Below are 17,962 nucleotides of genomic sequence, written 5' to 3' on the forward strand. Positions count from 1 at the left end.
CATGTGTACAGTACCAGTCCTATTTATTATTTTCAACAAAATAGAGGAAACAAAAAAAGTTTTTGAAACAATACGCTTATATAAACCCGATCAATTGTTTATTGCAGCAGATGGGCCTCGACTAACAGTCGATGGTGAAAATCTTACTTGTAGTGCTATTAGATCCTGGATTATTGACAATATTGATTGGGCGTGCGATGTACATACACTGTTTCGGGAGCAGAACATTGGGTGCGGCAGAGGGCCATCAGAAGCTATCACTTGGTTTTTTAATCACGTAGAGGAAGGCATTATTCTGGAAGATGATTGTTTACCTAATCAGTCATTTTTCACTTTCTGCCATGAATTATTAAGCAAATACCGTCATAATCAGGCAATATCGGCAATATCAGGTAATAATTTTCAGCCTGTTCAGCCAATGGATATTTCTTCGGATTATTATTTTTCTATCTTCCCCTCAAGCTGGGGATGGGCCACCTGGCGCCGAGCGTGGCAGGGTTTTGATTTTAATCTCAGTAGCTGGGATAAATTCAAAACCGCTAGTGCACTAAAATTTATCTTCAGTGAACAGAAATACTATTTATGGTGGAAGCATCGATTTGACTGGATGTACAAGGATCAGCCGCAGGATATGTGGGATTTTCAATTCCATTATCATAGTATGATGAATCGACAGTTAGCCATAATACCTAATGCAAATCTAGTCTCTAACATTGGACATGGCGCCAGCGGCACTCACTTTCAGGATCCGAATGCAGTTATCGCAAGTTTACCGACTTACGATCTAAGTTTTCCATTAAATCACCCCTCTAGGATTGCCAGAAATTATAATGCTGATGTATACATTCAGAAATTGCTTTTTGGCGAAGTTGAAGTAGTTAGCTTATATAAGCGATTTAAACGTATTGTGAAGCAAGTGATTTAGTAGACATTAGATATAGCATTATGACTTTCTCACAAAAATTATATACTCTTCTTTGCTCTGGTAATATACTGAACGGTATACGAGTGATTTTTATAAAAAAGTTGATTAACAGCTTACTAAAATCTGATACTATTAATCAATCAATGGTGGGTAAAGTCAGCTATCAGGAATTGTTCGAGCGCCTTCATCGCCTGTCAATAATGGGTATGAACATTGGTAATGGTGCTTCGCCAGAGAATTCCGGTGAAGTGCTTGCGATAGCTTACATTTTTAATAAACTACACAAACTGGAGCATATAACTATTTTCGATGTAGGAGCTAACGTAGGTGAATATGTAGTTTTGCTGGAGAGATATTTTAAAAACGCATCTATTTATTGCTTTGAACCTTCCATAAATAATTACAGTAGATTATTATCTAATACTAAAGATTTTAATAATTTAAACTATTACAATTTTGGTTTTGGCAGTCATTCAGAGAAAGTTACTTTATTTAGCGAAAAGAGTGAATCAGCGTTAGCAAGTCTATATAATCGAAAACTAGATCATTTCAATATTGAAATGAGTCACTGCGAAGAAGTTGACCTTCGTACTGTAGATGAATTTTGCGAGGAAAATTTTGTCGATTATATTCATTTTATGAAAATAGATGTCGAAGGTCACGAAATGCAGGTATTAAATGGGGCCAAGAAATTATTAGATTCAGGTAAAGTAGATTTTATTCAATTTGAATTTGGTGGGTGTAACATTGATTCAAAAACCTATTTCCAGGATTTTTTCTATCAGTTAAAAGATAGATATACTATTTATCGAATCGTTCAGGATGGTCTCTATAAGATTGACTTTTATAAAGAAGATTATGAATTATTTTTAACGACTAATTTTTTAGCCGAACGAATAGCATTATAAGTTACGTAGTATGAGTGTAAATCTTTCAATCATTACGATTAACCTGAATAACGTAACAGGTTTAAAAAAAACGATTGAGAGCGTAGTTAATCAAACCTATTCTTCTTTTGAATTTATCGTAATTGATGGTGGATCTTCAGACGGGAGCGTACAACTTCTTGAGCAATACGCAGAGCACATTCATCACCCAATTTCCGAATCCGACAATGGTATCTACCATGCCATGAATAAAGGAATTCAGTTGGCCACTGGTTCGTATTGCTTGTTTCTTAATTCAGGAGATTGGCTAGCCGACGCTAACGTAGTAGAGAGCGTTTTTTCAGAAAATCCACAGGCCGACATTGTTTCGGGCGACATTTATTTCTATGATAATCAACTCGGTCAGGTAAAATGGCTGGTTCCTTCACCCCACTACGTAACGGCCAGAACTTTTTTCTCCGGTATGCTGCCTCATCAGGCAACGTTCATCAAACGGTCTTTATTCAATAGCCTCGGTTTATATAACGAGCAGCTGAAAATTGCTTCAGACTGGCTCTTTTTTCTGGAAGCGCTTTTAGTGAAGCATCATACGTATCAGCATTACAAAGGCGTAGTGGCTTATTTTAATATGGATGGTATCAGTTGCAGCCCGGAAACAAACTCACTACCCCGACGCGAACAACGTAGCATTCTGCAACAGAAGTACCCGCTATTTCTTGCTGACTACGAGTACTTCGATACGTTGGAGAAACAGTCAAATCAGTGGCTGGCGAGTCGGGAATACAGAGTCTATAATTTTCTAGAACGTACTGGTGTGATTCAATTTGGAGTCTTTTGTCGGCGGGTAAAACGTAGCGTCCAGCGAAACGTATTGCGCTTATTCTGACTATGAGGAAACTATTAAAAAATATTGCGCAACAGTTTGGGTATGATATTCTGCATCTGCCTACCGACCCAATGCTACGTCAGCAACTCGATTTGCTCAGGAAATACGATATCAATCTGGTTTTTGATGTAGGCGCCAATACCGGTCAGTTTGGTCAGCGACTCAGGAAGATGGGATTTACAGGTCAGATCGTTTCGTTTGAGCCACTCCCCGATGCATTCCAGCAGGCCAACTACACGGCCAATCACGATGCGGCCTGGACCGTTGTGCATACGGCTATCGGTAATTTTATTGGCGAAACATCTATCAACGTATCGCAGAACTCGTACAGTAGTTCTATTCTGGACGTATTGCCTGTACACGTAGCAAGCGCTCCCGACTCCATTTCTCTTTACAAAATCAACGTACCGGTACAAACTATCGATTCGCTTATTGACCAGTATTATTCGGATGTTTCTCGTCTCTATGTGAAAATTGATACGCAGGGATATGAGAAGCAGGTTTTTGAAGGATGCCTCCGTTCGCTGGACAAGATCAGCGGTTTCCAGATGGAGTTATCATTGCAGCCCCTCTACGAAGGCGAAACCCTTATGTTTGAGATGGTTAACCTGCTACGTGAATATGGATTCAAGCTCATGCTTTTGGAAGCCGGTCATCGGAATTATAACACAGGCGAGATACTTCAGGCAGAAGGCTACTTCTATCGGGATTCGCCTTATGAATGGTAGCCAGAAGAGACAAGAAGAAGCCATATACAAGCAAAATTAGAAGCAAAATCATGGTTAAATCGCTCAAACGAGGTTTGTATTCAGCCGTCAATGGATTGGGTTATGAGTTGAAGAAAATTCAACCAAATAAGTTCTCAAATCAGACAGACGCAGGATTCTATATCGATACAAAAGGATTGAGAAAGATTCAGTACGGCTGCGGCACAAAGCTGCTCAAGGATTGGGTCAATGTAGATTCCTTACCCGTAGAATTATTGGCGGCCTGGCGCAGTAATCAAATGCCCGACGCCGATCAAAACCCGGTTGGACAGTTTTTTTACCGACCATTGGATCTTACCTCGCGACAGCCTTTTGCCGACAACAGTTTTGAGTATGGTTTCTGCGAAGATTTCATCGAACATCTTACTCAGGCTGAGTCTATTACGTTTTTGAGCGAATGCTTTCGTGTATTAAAACCCGGCGGCATACTCAGAATGAGTTTTCCGGGCCTGGAAGGCGTTTTGAAAAATCACTATTTCGGGCCAACGTCCTATCAATCGGCCAACGAAGCGAAGAAGGACTGCTACGATCAGTGGGAGCATATTCATTTCTACAGCCGAGAAGAGCTGCGACTAGTAGCCACGCACCTGGGCTATTCACACGTAGCATTCACTACGTATGGCAACTCGACACACGCTGAGCTGAAAGACTTGGAAACCCGCGCCAATCAGGATAAAGTCAATACGTACGTAGAGCTTCAGAAGTAAGATTATCACCCGAATTTGGTGCTGCTACGTTAGGCGGTATGCCGAAAAAGCTTTCCATAATCACTATCAACTGGAACAATGCCGCGGGTTTGCGCCAGACGCTGGAAAGTGTTACGTCTCAACTCACCAGCGATTGCGAGTACGTAGTGATTGATGGAAACTCCGACGACGGTAGTCAGAACGTAATACGCGAATACGCTGACCGATTAACGTATTGGCAATCAGAGCCGAAGGCCGGTATTTACGCCGACATGAATAAAGGCATCGCCAAAGCCACCGGTGAATACTGCCTGTTTCTGAACGCCGGCGACTGGCTCGTAAACGATGTATTACCCAAAGCCGTCAACGAATGCACCGGTGAGGACGTCATCTATTTCAATACGTATCTGAGTTACGATAACACCCGAATCGAAGCGTTACGTTACTCCCCTACCCTGACGATGCGTAATTTTTTCAAAAGCACCATTGGTCATCAGTCCACGCTTATTAAACGAGAATTGTTCAACCGCTACGGCATGTATGATGAAACGCTACGTCTGCACGGTGATTATGCATTCTGGCTGAAATCGATCATTCTCGAAAACGCTACGTGCAAGTACGTAAACAAGTTTCTCTCCTACTACGACATGGGCGGGCAAACCGCTAACCCGAACGAATATACATTGCAGGAAGTCAGTACCGTACTGAGCCAAAGTCTTCCTAAACGCGTGTTGGACGATTACGATTACTGGCACAAGCGCGAGCGGGAACTGGAAATTCTAGTATGGTATAAGAATCAGAAAATGCTTTATGGAGGGTTGGTATTCTTGTATAAAGTTGTAAAAAATCTCCACAGGTTAATGGCCTGAAATACATTGACGAGTTTGTTTCTGGCGTGAAAAAGATGCTGTTAAACGTAGGATGCGGTCATAAATTCCACGAGGATTGGGTCAACATCGATATGGTTTCCTCCCACCCTGCTGTCATTGAATACAACATCCTGTGTGGCCTTCCTTTTCCGTCGAACCAGTTTGACGTAGTGTACCATTCGCAGGTGCTGGAACATATTCCGAAGGAAAAATCCGATAGTTTTCTGACAGAATGTTTTCGTGTGTTAAAGCCGGGCGGTATCATCCGGGTTGTTCTTCCCGACCTCGAAAACATTGTGAAGGAATATCAGAAATACATGAATTTGTGTGTTACGGAGAAAACCGACGTAGCAGAAGCAAATTACGACTGGATATTGCTCGAGATGTATGACCAGTCGGTACGTAACGCGCCGGGAGGTTTAATGGCCAAGTATTTTGCAGAGCCAGAATTATCGAACGAACCATATGTATTGGAACGTAGCGGCTACATTGGTCGGGCGCTGCGAAAGCATTATCAGAATCAAAGCCAAATGAACGTAGCGCGTTCTGGTGTAAAAAATACCATTGAAAAAATTACCCGTAACCTCAACTACAAAAAGATACGTAGCAGACTTCTTTCGGCGGTTTTGACATCGGAAGAACGAGAATCGATACGTTTGGGTAAGTTCAGAAATGGGGGCGAAATTCATTACTGGATGTATGACCGCTTTTCGTTGTCCAGATTATTGTTAAAAACTGGATTCGAAAATCCTACCCAGAAAACGCCCTTCGAAAGCGAGATTCCTAACTGGGCAACGTATAACCTCGATGTTAAAGACGGTCAGGTTTTCGACCCGGCCGCTTTGTTTATCGAAGCCCGAAAACCAGCCGACAAGTAGTCTTTTTTATGCTTGCTACGCCCGTATTGCTGATCATTTTCAATCGTCCGGAGGCTGCTCAGAAATCGTTCGCCCAAATCAGAAAGGTCAAACCTCGTCAGTTATTCATCGCTGCCGACGGTCCACGACCCGATAACCCGGAAGACACCCGGACCTGCGCTGCCAGCCGCGAGATTATCAATCAGATTGACTGGCCGTGCGACGTAAAAACGCTTTTTCGCGACCAGAATAGAGGATGCGGACGTGGGCCCGCCGAAGCCATTACGTGGTTTTTCGAACACGTAGAACAGGGCATTATTCTGGAAGATGACTGCCTCGCTCACGAGAGTTTTTTCTCGTTCTGCGAAGAATTGCTCGACAGGTATAAATCCGATACCAGCGTTTCCATGATTTGCGGTACGAATCCAGTTGTCGACTGGAAGTTTTCCAAGTCCTCCTATCTATTTTCTGACATGGGATTCAGTTGGGGGTGGGCCACCTGGCGCCGGGCCTGGGAGCACTTCGACTACGTAGCAAGCGGATGGGCAACTGCCGCCGGAAAAGAAAGGGTAAGAAAACATGTAACGAACGACGCGCTGTTCAATCATCTATCCCGTGAGTTTGATTATTATTTTCAGGAAGTACGTAACGATGTGTGGGATTTTCAGTGGTTTTTCAGCCGATTGTACCACGGGAGTTATACCCTCGTTCCCACCGTCAACCTGATCGCCAATATTGGTTTCGACGAGCATTCGACACACACCTTTGACGTCAATTCAAATTACGCCCGTTTACCGTTTTCGACGTTGAAATGGCCCTTAAAACACCCTACGTCGAAAAAAGCCGATACGTATTTCGACTGGTACGTGTTTGAACGGTTTTTCAATCCGGGCAAACGGAGTTTTGCCAAGAAGGCTGTCCTGAAATTAGTAAAGTCGCTTACAACGAGTCAGTCAACGTAGCATCTTAATTCTGAAACTGCTTTGACCATTTTAAATTTATCAGCGCTGGATTACGGTGGAGCGGGAAAATTCGCGGTCGATTTCAATGACTTTCTTCGTCAGTCGGGATACGAATCCAATCTGGTGGTGATGGATAAGAAAACCGATTCGCCGAACGTAGTGCAATACGTCGGCAGTCGACTCAGTAAGCCTTTCTCGAAACTCGCCCGAAAAGCCGCCAAGTCGAAGTGGGAGTACGTTACGTTCGATTACGATTACTACTTCTACAACATCTACGAACGGTATTCAACCATATCGGCGAAGAAAATTCTGGAAGCCATTCCGAAAAAGCCTGACGTCATTTTTATGCATTGGGTGACTGATTTTATCAACGCCCAACTCATGAACGAACTACATCGGCTAACAGGAGCGAAAATGTACTGGCTGATGATTGATAACGCGCCTATAACGGGCGGCTGTCATTATCCATGGTCGTGCGAGGGTTATAAAACCGATTGTAGTACGTGCCTTGCAATTTCATCGCCCACCGATCAGTGGCTCGCCCGCGAGAACCTGAAACTAAAAATTCAGTATTTACCGGCTACGTTAGGTGTCATGGCATTTTCCAACAGCGATTACGAACGAGCGCGTCAATCGAGACTCTTCAACGATAAACCCATTGCCAAGTTGCTCGGGTATGTCAATGAGGATAAATTCGTACCGGGCGACAAAGTAGTTGCCAAGAAATTTTTCGGCCTTCCCACTGACCACAAAGTTATTTTTTTCGGAGCGACGTCTCTCAAGGAACGACGTAAAGGGATGCAGTTCCTGCTGAACGCACTCAACGCCTTGCAGTTTGACAACGTAACGCTGCTCGTTGCCGGGAATTCTCCAGTCAATTTTGAGGGAAAGAACATCAAACTCGCAGGGCACCTGAACGAAGCTGATCTGATAAAAGCGTACCAGGCGGCTGATTTGTTTGTTTGCCCATCCATCGAGGATTCAGGCCCAATTATGGTCAATCAATCTATCATGTGTGGCACGCCGGTTGCAGCATTTAATACTGGCGTAGCGCAGGATCTGGTCATAACCGGCAAAACGGGCTACCGCGCCGAAATTAGCGACTTCGATGATTTGGCAAAAGGAATCCATTACCTGATTCAGATGAATGACGACTGTTACGTTAAAATGGCTCAGAACTGCCGCGACATGGCGGTTTCGCTCTATGGTCGGCGGTCGTTTCAGCAGCAGATTGAGCAATTGATAGTCGCTTAAGTTCAGTTAGTACGTTCGTTACATGCCCTCGCTCGAATACCTGAAATGGGACAGTGATTTCTTCGGAAAGAAAATCGGCAGATGCGAGTTTTATACACCCGACGACGTAGTAATCGCGGCTAACGTATTGGCAGAAGCACAAAGCAAGCAGTATGAGTTACTGTATCTGTTTACTCCTGAAAATCAGCCACTACCGAAATCGGTTAGTAACCAATTGAAAGCCAATCTGATCGACATTCGAGTAACTTATACGTACCAGATTGATCAGCCCTTCTCAAATGATAACCCGAATATTTACACGGTTCACCCAGCAGAAGACAGAAGTCAGTTTTATAATCTGGCCTACCAGTGTGGTGAGTATTCCAGGTTCAAGGTCGACCCGCATTTTTCAGAAGAAGCCTTTCAGCAGTTATACCGGAGTTGGGTCGACAAATCGATTGATTCGGTGATCGCCGACAAGGTATTTGTCTATATGTGTGAAGGAAAAGCTGTAGGCATGATTACTGTTAAAATTTCCGGTGGTATAGGCCAGCCCGGACTTGTGGCAACCGACTACACGCAACGAGGCAAAGGCGTTGGCAAGGCTTACTTTCATCATATGCTCGCTTACCTGTACGCCAATAACGTAGCACAAATGAATGTAAGCACGCAGCAGGCGAACCAGACGGCTTGTCTATTTTATGAAAAACTGAACTGCCAACTCGTTTCGAAAACCAATATTTACCACGTTTGGCTATGACCTCAATCGAGATTCCGTTTAACAAACCGTATCTGACCGGCAGGGAAACGCAATACATCATTGAGGCCGTCAATTCGGGTAAGCTTTCCGGAAATGGGTTGTTTACGCAGAAATGCCAGCGTTTTCTGGAGAATCGGTACGGATTTCGCAAAGCCCTGCTAACCACTTCCTGTACCGACGCACTGGAAATGGCGGCTATGCTGGCCAACATTCAACCGGGTGACGAGGTCATTGTGCCGTCGTACACCTTTGTATCAACGGCTCTACCCTTCATCCGCCAGGGGGCTACCGTTGTTTTTGCCGATAGCAGTGCAAGCCAGCCTCACCTCGATGTCCGGCTGCTTGAATCGCTGATTACACCACGTACCAAAGCCATCGTGCCCGTTCATTACGCCGGTATAGCCTGCGACATGGATAAACTGATGCGGCTGGCCGAGAAATATAATCTGCTCGTTATTGAAGACGCGGCTCAGGCTATTGAGTCATTTTACAAAGGAAGAGCATTGGGTTCTATCGGTCATTTAGCGACTTTCTCCTTCCACGAAACCAAAAACATTATTGCGGGCGAAGGTGGTCTGCTGGCTATAAATGACGAACGGTTTCTGCATCGTTCCGAAATTATCTGGGAAAAAGGCACTAATCGAAGCGAATTTTTTCGAGGTGAAGTTAACAAGTATGGCTGGGTCGATGTAGGATCATCGTTTCTTCCGTCTGAAGTCATTTCTGCGTTTTTGTACGCTCAATTGGAAAACCTGGAGCAAATACAGAATCGCCGGATGGATTTGTGGAGCTATTACTACGAAGCGCTACGTCCGCTGGCCGAAAAAGGGCATTTTCAGCTTCCATTGATTCCTGATTACGCCAGCAACAACGCCCACATGCTATACCTGGTGTGCAACTCACTGGACGATCGGAACCAGCTTATTGCTACGTTAAAAGAACAGGGCATACTGGCTGTTTTCCATTACCTGAGTCTCCATAAAAGCGACTATTATAATGAGAAACACGACGGCCGTACGCTACTCCACGCTGACCGCTATTCTAACTGTCTTGTGAGATTACCCTTATTCTACGAGCTAACGTATCAGGCTATTGACCAGATAGTTAACGTACTGTATACGCTTTACGCTTACCCTCGCCATGCCAAAGCTATCTATTATAACCATTAATTATAATAACGCCGAGGGGCTAAAAAAAACGATTGACAGCGTAGTGAACCAATCTTCGCCGGATTTCGAATACATCGTTATCGATGGCGGATCGACAGATGGGAGCGATGAGATTATCAGGACGTATCAGGACAAACTTGCCTATTGGATAAGCGAGCCCGACCGAGGCATTTATCATGCCATGAACAAAGGAATTCGTCAGGCAAACGGAGAATTCTGCCAGTTTTTAAATTCAGGCGATTACCTGGTTAGCCCAGATGTAACCGAGCAAATGCTACGTGGCTTACCCAATTGTAGTATTGCATACGGCAATGAAGTACGGCAAATAAACGGCAAACGACTCGTTGAACGTGGCTACAGCGGGCGTCAGATCACGTTGATGGATATGTATCGATCAACAATTTCCCATTCATCAGCCTACATAAAACGCTCTCTTTTCGAACAATATGGCCTTTATGATGAATCCTTGAAGATTGTGTCAGACTGGAAGTTTTACCTGATAACAGTCGGTATACACAACGAAAAAGTGATTTATCGAGACGTCGACGTAGCATTCTTTGACCTGACCGGCATTAGCAACAGCAACAAAGAACTGGACAAGAAAGAACGTATTGAAGTATTAAACACTACGTTATCTCACAGTATTTTACCGAACTACCAGGAGTTTAACCTGGATGGCATAATCATAAGACGGTTAAAGCGAAATAGATTGGCTTGGTTTATGATACTGAATACCTACAGGCTGCTATTTCGACTAGATAAACTCCGAGCCTGAGGCTATACATGAAACAAGGAGTTATCAACTTCCTGGACAGACTCGGATTTATTGTGTTCACCAAAAGGACAATACAATCCTACAAAACGTCACAACTGGAGAAATTCCATCCTTCGCTGGAGGGTAAAGGTTCATTTCTGAAAGCCTGCGAAAACGGCGGCTTACGCGCGAAACTTCTGGCTGAAAACAAAACAAAATGGCTGGAAATTGGCTGCGGTGGTACGTTCGATGATTATTTCACCTACGTCGATTTGTTTCCAGAAACGCTGGTCGATAAAAAAGGAAGTTACTATCGACTCGATATAGCAAATGCCTCCGAGTCGGCGCTGGAAAAACTCGGTAAGTTCGACTTGATACGTATGCAGCACGTTTTTGAACACTTCAGTCCCGAGGCCGGACTTACAGTCCTGAAAAACTGCGCCAAACTACTGAACAACGACGGCTATATCCTTATTTCTACTCCCGATCTGAAAAAGTACGTCAACTTATACACTTCAGGCAAAATACGGGACAGTTTTGACTGGGCGCTGAATCGAATTTCAAGCGATAGTCCCAATAGTTTCTATTTTTCCATTTTCACACACAGCTTACCAAACGAAAAACATGAGTGGTGCTATGATGCCGAGGGCTTAATCTATCAGCTCGAGCGTGCGGAGATGTTCAAAAATATTCGTGAAATAACCCTCGACGACGAATTAGCCAATATACCATTTACACACAACCGCCCTAATGAGGATGTTTGTGTGATTGGCCAGATGAAACGTGTTAATTTATATTGACGTGAAAGTATATATAGATCCGCATTCAAATATAGATTACACAGCCTACTACATTAAAGGCTTGTATGATGTATTTGGTGAATCAAATGTTACCTTTTCAAATCGTCATTTTCGAAAATTAAAACCAAGCCATGCCATAAAATTTATCATTTATAGTCATAACACAATTCATAAATATGTTATCGACTGGAGCGACGATTCCAGCATTGAGCCATCCGACTATGCCTGGTGCGACGTATATGGAAAAATAAACTTTAACCCAGAGCAAACGGCGGAACAATATCATCAAAAAATAGCCAGCTTAGCACCTAGTTTTGGTATTAAAATATGGAATAATCTTGACACTAGTATTTACGGTTTTCAGAACCTGGTCCGAATACAGAGAAAAATAAGTAAGGTTAAAAGCTTTCTATCCAGTTATTATAAGCAAAGCAAACAAGTAGCAATCAATAATTACAAACCAAGTAAAAGCGCAACCGATTATATATATTCTATTAATACACTATGGAGCAGCGATCAATGGATTAACAATGATGAGACTGTAAATTTATATCGAGCAAATTTCATGAAAGTTTGTAAAAATTTACTAAATATAAATTTTGAAGGCGGATTTATATATAGTAAGATAAAAAATATGAATCCTCATTTTCAAAAATTTATAATTAATGCAAAGTGGATTCCTAAAGAAACGTATATAAATAAAATTAAAGCGTCGGTCTTAGTTTTTAACACACCGGCATGGGCACTATGTCACGGATGGAAGTTAGGAGAATATTTAGCCTTAGGAAAAGCCATTATTTCAACACCAATCATTAATGAGTTACCTGAACCTTTAGTACATGGAAAGCACATTCATATAGTTTCTGGTAACGAAGATGATATACGTGATGCTATAGAGCTAATTATAAGCGATACAGAATACAGACAGTCGCTTGAAAGAAATGCGCATGATTACTATCTCAAGTATGTATCACCTTCGCAATCGATAAGGATTCTACTTCAAAAGTGTCAGGCAGAAGTGCTTCAAGGCGTCTACTAACTACGTATTCGTTAAAATCTATGATACGTTCATTATTAAAAAATATCATTAAAAAAACAGGTGGGTACATCAGTTCTCTGCTTGTTTATAAAAAATTTTATCAGCTATACAATTTCATTTACGAACGAAGCCCATATTTCTTTACACACCTTGCCGGAAAATATATAGCACTACCCGACAGAAATAACGAATGGAAAATACTTTTAGAAAATGGAAAGCAGTTAAATACGAGTATTTTAGCAGGCAATGCTAAAACAAGACAGTTTGCGGTATCTTACCAATGGCATTCTCCTGAGTTGAATTTTACAGAATATCTATTAAATCAGTATTTTGATAAAAGAGTGCCCTGGATAGACGTTGGTGCCAATTTGGGTATGCGCTCATTATTATCGTTGTCTGAAGGTAGACCTGTTTTTTTTATAGAGCCTAATAAAGAGTTAAATGTCTTAAACAGAGAAAGATGCGAATTAAATAATTTTTTAAATTATACTTTTTTTGAAGTCGGTGCCTCTGACCGAGAAGGATACAGCAGTTTTTACATAGATAATAGCTCCTATAATAGTACGCTTACTACGAATCTTCTTCAGAATGAGGAAATTCTTAAAGAAGAGACTATAGAGATTGCAACAATTGATAGCTTATTTCTCAATTTACTCGAACATGCTGAGACGGCCTGTATCAAGGTCGATGTGGAAGGTCATGAATTGCAGGTATTAGAAGGAGCTAAACTATTTATTAAATCGTTTAGCCCAACCATGATTATAGAAGTGAATGATAGCTCAAATCACTTCCAGGAGTTCAGAAAAATAGTTAAAAGTTACGACTACGAATTGTTCGCAATAGTTAGCAGAAAAGCAGGTAAGTATTTCGAAAAAATACATCATAATCAGCAGATTAAGGCATATCCTTATTCAAATGACTTTCTTACAACAAAAGATATAGGGCTAATTAAACAAATCGAAAAATATACTCTCTAAACATAGCATAGTAGCAACGATACATGTTTTCAATAGTTATACCCTTATATAATAAAGTTCCTTATATCGGTAAGGCTATTGAATCCGTTTTGGAGCAGACAGTTCAGGATTTTGAGTTAATAATTGTTGAGGATGGCTCTACTGACGGTAGCCTTCAGGAAGTAAATAAATATCCTGATACTCGCCTAAGAGTTATTTGTCAGGAAAACGCAGGAGTTTCAGCAGCCAGAAATAAAGGTGTTCAGTACGCAAAATTTGATTTTATTGCTTTTCTGGATGCAGATGATTGGTGGGACAAACATTTTCTGGAAGAAATGGCTAGGCTGATTAATGATTTTCCAGAAGCCAAGCTATATGGGTCTAGTTACTATATTGTGAAGCATGGTATCAGTAAAACTGCTGAAATTGGATTGGAACCCCAATTTAAAGCAGGGTATATTGACTATTTTAAAGTATATAGCCGTACGTTTTGGGTGCCTTTTAATTGTTCTTTTGTAGTAATACAAAGATCTGCATTTGAACAAATTGGAGGCTTTAAAACGTCAATAAAGTTCGGAGAAGATTTTGATTTATGGGCACGGATTGCTGTAAAAGAAAAAGTTGCTTATGTAAACAAACCTCTGGCTTATTCAAATCAGGATGTAAATGCACAGTATAGAGCACTAGGCAGTCATAAATTCTGGTCAAAGGAAGAGCATATCACCTTCAATTTTAATTCTTTACAAGAGAATCAGCAAGAGAATAATACATTAATATATCTGCTGGATGGGTTGAAAGTGCGATCATTAGTTAATTACTATTTGAAAGGCGTACATCACGAAGAAGTCAGCTCTATTTTAGAAACTGTAAACTGGAATAATCAATCTTTTTTCTATAAATTTATTTATACTTGGCCGAAATGGTTTGTTCAACTTTTTTTTTCTATAAAGCTATATGGTTCAAAAATTAAAAACTTTTCGCTAACAGAATTTTATAAGTATAGCAGACAGTAATCATTTAACAGGCAGGCAATTTACCATTGGTTAAAAAGGGATACGTAACACAATGAGCGTAAAGATATTAGTAACATTTGGTACGCGGCCCGAAGGTATAAAGCTTGCTCCTCTGATTAGGGAATTTCAGCGTCATCCTCATTTGTTCGACGTATTCGTATGTGTAACAGGTCAGCATCGCGAAATGCTGGATCAGGTTTTAAATCTCTTCGACATAGCTCCTGATTACGATCTGAATATCATGAGAAAGGGCGAGGATTTACATGATCTCACAGCTCGTATTCTGCTGGCAATGAAACATGTTTTTACAACTTGTAAGCCAGATGTTGTTTTCGTTCACGGCGATACTACTACGTCGCTGGCAGTGTCTCTGGCTGCATTTTATCAAAATATTCCCGTTGCTCACGTTGAAGCCGGCCTTCGTACACACAACCGATATAGCCCCTGGCCTGAAGAGGTAAATCGCCAGTTAACCAGTCGGTTGGCTACGTTTCATTTGGCACCCACATGCGAAGCCCGTCGGAATCTGTTGAACGAAAACATTACCAATACGTCAATCATCGTAACGGGTAATACAGTAATCGACTCGCTGAAGAGCGTAGTAGGTAAGATTACCAATAGCCCAGGCATGGAACTTGCTATCATAGCAGATATCCAACGTAACGGATATGATGTGCTAAGGCTAATCCACAAAAAGCGCCTTGTGCTGATAACTGGCCATAGAAGAGAAAATTTTGGAGAAGGTTTTTCTAATATTTGTCTGGCTATCAAAAGCCTCGCACTCAGCTATCCAGATGTCGATTTTGTGTATCCTGTTCACTTAAATCCAGGAGTTCAGGAGCCAGTAAATCGTTTACTATCCCCGGAAAATATCAACAACCTGTTCCTGATTACTCCGCTTGACTATCTATCGTTTGTGTATCTAATGAAATCGGCTTACTTGATTTTAACGGATAGTGGTGGTATTCAGGAGGAAGCGCCCAGCCTGGGAAAACCGGTTTTAGTCATGCGCGATACCACCGAACGGCCAGAAGCAGTCGATGCCGGAATCGTTAAACTAGTTGGCACAAATATGGATAGCATAGTAAAAAATGTACGTCTATTGCTCGACGACTGGGAAGTATACACAGAAATGGCGATGGCGCATAATCCCTACGGCGATGGCAAAGCCTGCGCCCGAATTGTCAATTATTTTATTGAGAAAAACCAGTCCTACGTACTAACAACCTGATGATTCCGAAAGTAATTCATTACTGCTGGTTTGGCAGGGGCGCAATGCCGGCGATTGCCCATAGCTGTCTGGCATCCTGGAAGAAATTCCTGCCTGATTATGAACTACGTCTCTGGAACGAAGATACATTCGACGTAAATAGTATCCCTTATATTAAAGAGGCTTACGAAGCTCGAAAATTCGCATTTGTTGCAGACTATATCCGTCTGTATGCGCTGTATACCTACGGTGGTATCTATATGGACTCGGACGTTGAAGTAGTGAAAAATCTGGACGGCTTGCTCAATCTTCCTGGGTTTTCAGGCTTTGAAAGTGCAGTTGATGTTCCGACTGGTATTATAGCGACCCAACAATATAATGAATGGGCGAAAGAACAGCTGGCCTGTTATGAAGACAGGCATTTTAGGCTTCCAGACGGTACGTATGATACAACTACGAACGTAACGATCATTTCAACGCAAATGGCGGCTAATGGTTTTCAGCTTAATAATACGTATCAGGTTTACAAAAACTCCATTCATATTTTTCCGCAGGATTATTTCTGTGCAAAATCCCGTACAGCAGTTATTACTATTACAGAAAATACGTATTGTATTCACCATTTTGCAGGTTCCTGGCAACCTGTAAGGATAAAGATAAAAAAGTTTATTTTCCATAAAATAGTAGGCCCAAAATTCACAGATGTTTTGGTAAAATTCAAGCGAAAATATTACACTCCTTTATTTGCAAAATAATTGATTAGCAACGAATGGTCAGCCTGAATGTAATTCCTTTTTCCAAATTCTATACGAATAAAGCTATTGCTTTCTTCGCTATAGCTTTATGCATAGCTTTTGTAGTTTTTTTCAAAAAATTTTTAAGAGCTGAATGGATTGTGTTTGGGTTTATTGAAGTAGTAGGTTTTTTCTTTTTCACCTATTTATTATCAAACAAATGGGCAACGATTGTATTTCGATCTTTTGAAAAAAAATTACTCTGGACTTCGTTCTGGATACGTATAGTTTGGGTCTTTTTCAGTTATTTCTACTTCCTGAATACAACCGGCAAGCCCTTTGAGTATGAGACCGCTGACGCTTTAGGTTACCATAATGAAGCATTCTGGTTAAGCTTTCTATTGAGGTTTCACAAATTTGAACGATATATAGAATACGTTGGCATAAATTACGCCGATATGGGCTACCCTTTTTACTTAGGAATGCTCTATTACGCTATTGGCGACAGTGTTTTACCCCCCCGCATTATTAAAGCGTTTTTAGGTGCTTATACCTGCGTACTAGCCTATAAAATAGGAAGAAATAATTTTGGCGAAGCAGTCGGTCGATTAGCAGGAATAATGACTATGCTAGTTCCCAATATGATTTATTATTGTGGCCTGCATGTTAAAGAAACAGAAATGGTATTTCTATCTATTTGTTTCACGTATCTGGCCGACAAAGTTATACGAGCAAACAAGGCTCGGCTATGGGACATATTTTTACTTATTCTTACTGTTACGTTATTATTCTTTTTTCGGACTGTCCTGGCGGGTTGCTTACTTGGATCTGTTGCAATAACAATTGTTTTTTCATCCAGCAGAATATCCACAATGAATAAGCGCGTACTGCTTGTTCTTTTATTAGCTATTGGTACGTATGTGATTGCTTTAACACCTTTGGCCGATAACATTACCGAACATCTGGAAGCGGGCACATCGAATCTTACGTCGCAGATGAATAGTTACGCTACTCGAGGAGATGGTAACAATAAATTTGCCCGTTATGGGTCACGTAGCGTTTTTCTTCCGCTCATGATTATGGCCCCGTTCCCGACCTTTGTTGATACGTTACAGCCTAATGCCATGATGATGGCTGGTGCCTATTTTACCCGAAATGTATATGCCTTTTTTGTAATAATCAGCCTTTGGACACTTTACAAGCGAAAACAGGTAAGAAATCATCTTCTGTTACTCAGTAGTAATTTCTCCTACATATTCGTTTTAGCATCCAGCGGATTTGCCTTATCTGAACGGTTTCACCTGCCGCTTCTCCCCTATCTACTCATTTTTGCGGCCCATGGCATTTCACAGATGAACGCCAAAACCAGGAAATTATACCTTCCTTATTTGTTTTTCACATTGGCCGTTGTCATCGGCTGGAATTGGTTTAAACTCGCGGGTCGCTCCTAAAAGA

19 protein-coding genes are annotated in these 17,962 nt (G+C 41.6%); all 19 read left to right on the forward strand.

The annotated features are described in order from the left end of the window. Position 1 precedes the first annotated feature (1 nt). Entirely contained in the window at positions 2–925 is a 924-nt protein-coding gene (locus IC229_RS08525; protein ID WP_190886532.1) for a nucleotide-diphospho-sugar transferase, read from the forward strand. Between the two features lie 20 nt (positions 926–945). Next, a complete protein-coding gene (locus IC229_RS08530) occupies positions 946–1,833 on the forward strand; it encodes an FkbM family methyltransferase (RefSeq protein ID WP_190886533.1) in 888 nt (295 codons plus the stop codon). Positions 1,834–1,843: 10 nt separating this feature from the next. Next, positions 1,844–2,698, forward strand: coding sequence for a glycosyltransferase family 2 protein (locus IC229_RS08535; protein ID WP_190886534.1), 855 nt, complete (start codon positions 1,844–1,846; stop codon positions 2,696–2,698). A gap of 2 nt (positions 2,699–2,700) precedes the next feature. Next, positions 2,701–3,426: an FkbM family methyltransferase gene (locus IC229_RS08540; RefSeq protein ID WP_190886535.1), complete on the forward strand. Its 726-nt coding sequence runs from the start codon at positions 2,701–2,703 to the stop codon at positions 3,424–3,426. A 50-nt stretch (positions 3,427–3,476) separates the two neighbouring features. After that, positions 3,477–4,172: a class I SAM-dependent methyltransferase gene (locus tag IC229_RS08545; protein WP_190886536.1), complete on the forward strand. Its 696-nt coding sequence runs from the start codon at positions 3,477–3,479 to the stop codon at positions 4,170–4,172. A 38-nt stretch (positions 4,173–4,210) separates the two neighbouring features. Further along, complete coding sequence (locus IC229_RS08550) at positions 4,211–5,020, forward strand: glycosyltransferase family 2 protein (RefSeq protein ID WP_190886537.1); 810 nt, start codon at positions 4,211–4,213, stop codon at positions 5,018–5,020. A gap of 35 nt (positions 5,021–5,055) precedes the next feature. After that, positions 5,056–5,898 (forward strand): class I SAM-dependent methyltransferase, encoded by an 843-nt coding sequence (locus IC229_RS08555; protein WP_190886538.1) that lies wholly within the window; start codon positions 5,056–5,058, stop codon positions 5,896–5,898. Positions 5,899–5,906: 8 nt separating this feature from the next. Then, on the forward strand, positions 5,907–6,839 hold the full coding sequence (locus tag IC229_RS08560) for a hypothetical protein (RefSeq protein WP_190886539.1): 933 nt from the start codon (positions 5,907–5,909) through the stop codon (positions 6,837–6,839). 21 nt (positions 6,840–6,860) lie between these two features. Further along, positions 6,861–8,093 carry a glycosyltransferase gene (locus tag IC229_RS08565; RefSeq protein ID WP_190886540.1) on the forward strand — a complete coding sequence of 411 codons (1,233 nt, stop codon included), beginning with the start codon at positions 6,861–6,863 and terminating at the stop codon, positions 8,091–8,093. 22 nt (positions 8,094–8,115) lie between these two features. Next, positions 8,116–8,832, forward strand: coding sequence for a GNAT family N-acetyltransferase (locus tag IC229_RS08570; RefSeq protein WP_190886541.1), 717 nt, complete (start codon positions 8,116–8,118; stop codon positions 8,830–8,832). Next, on the forward strand, positions 8,829–10,001 hold the full coding sequence (rffA, locus tag IC229_RS08575; RefSeq protein WP_190886542.1) for a dTDP-4-amino-4,6-dideoxygalactose transaminase: 1,173 nt from the start codon (positions 8,829–8,831) through the stop codon (positions 9,999–10,001). Before IC229_RS08570 ends, rffA begins: the two co-directional genes overlap by 4 nt. Next, the gene (locus IC229_RS08580; RefSeq protein WP_190886543.1) at positions 9,973–10,776 is read left to right on the forward strand and encodes a glycosyltransferase family 2 protein; all 804 of its coding nucleotides are present in this window, start codon (positions 9,973–9,975) and stop codon (positions 10,774–10,776) included. The genes rffA and IC229_RS08580 overlap by 29 nt, the downstream gene beginning before the upstream one ends. Before the next feature lie 8 nt (positions 10,777–10,784). After that, complete coding sequence (locus IC229_RS08585) at positions 10,785–11,555, forward strand: methyltransferase domain-containing protein (RefSeq protein ID WP_190886544.1); 771 nt, start codon at positions 10,785–10,787, stop codon at positions 11,553–11,555. A gap of 1 nt (position 11,556) precedes the next feature. Then, positions 11,557–12,594 (forward strand): glycosyltransferase, encoded by a 1,038-nt coding sequence (locus IC229_RS08590; protein ID WP_190886545.1) that lies wholly within the window; start codon positions 11,557–11,559, stop codon positions 12,592–12,594. 20 nt (positions 12,595–12,614) lie between these two features. After that, positions 12,615–13,571, forward strand: a complete 957-nt coding sequence (locus IC229_RS08595) for an FkbM family methyltransferase (RefSeq protein ID WP_190886546.1) — start codon at positions 12,615–12,617, stop codon at positions 13,569–13,571. 23 nt (positions 13,572–13,594) lie between these two features. Then, the gene (locus tag IC229_RS08600; RefSeq protein ID WP_190886547.1) at positions 13,595–14,563 is read left to right on the forward strand and encodes a glycosyltransferase family 2 protein; all 969 of its coding nucleotides are present in this window, start codon (positions 13,595–13,597) and stop codon (positions 14,561–14,563) included. A gap of 52 nt (positions 14,564–14,615) precedes the next feature. Continuing rightward, positions 14,616–15,794, forward strand: a complete 1,179-nt coding sequence (wecB, locus tag IC229_RS08605) for a non-hydrolyzing UDP-N-acetylglucosamine 2-epimerase (protein WP_190886548.1) — start codon at positions 14,616–14,618, stop codon at positions 15,792–15,794. Beyond that, positions 15,794–16,528: a glycosyltransferase family 32 protein gene (locus IC229_RS08610; protein ID WP_190886549.1), complete on the forward strand. Its 735-nt coding sequence runs from the start codon at positions 15,794–15,796 to the stop codon at positions 16,526–16,528. Before wecB ends, IC229_RS08610 begins: the two co-directional genes overlap by 1 nt. Before the next feature lie 851 nt (positions 16,529–17,379). Further along, a complete protein-coding gene (locus IC229_RS36060) occupies positions 17,380–17,958 on the forward strand; it encodes a hypothetical protein (protein ID WP_394355928.1) in 579 nt (192 codons plus the stop codon). Positions 17,959–17,962: the final 4 nt, after the last annotated feature.

It is taken from the genome of Spirosoma profusum, from assembly GCF_014699005.1.
In the GTDB taxonomy this organism is placed as follows: domain Bacteria; phylum Bacteroidota; class Bacteroidia; order Cytophagales; family Spirosomataceae; genus Spirosoma; species Spirosoma profusum.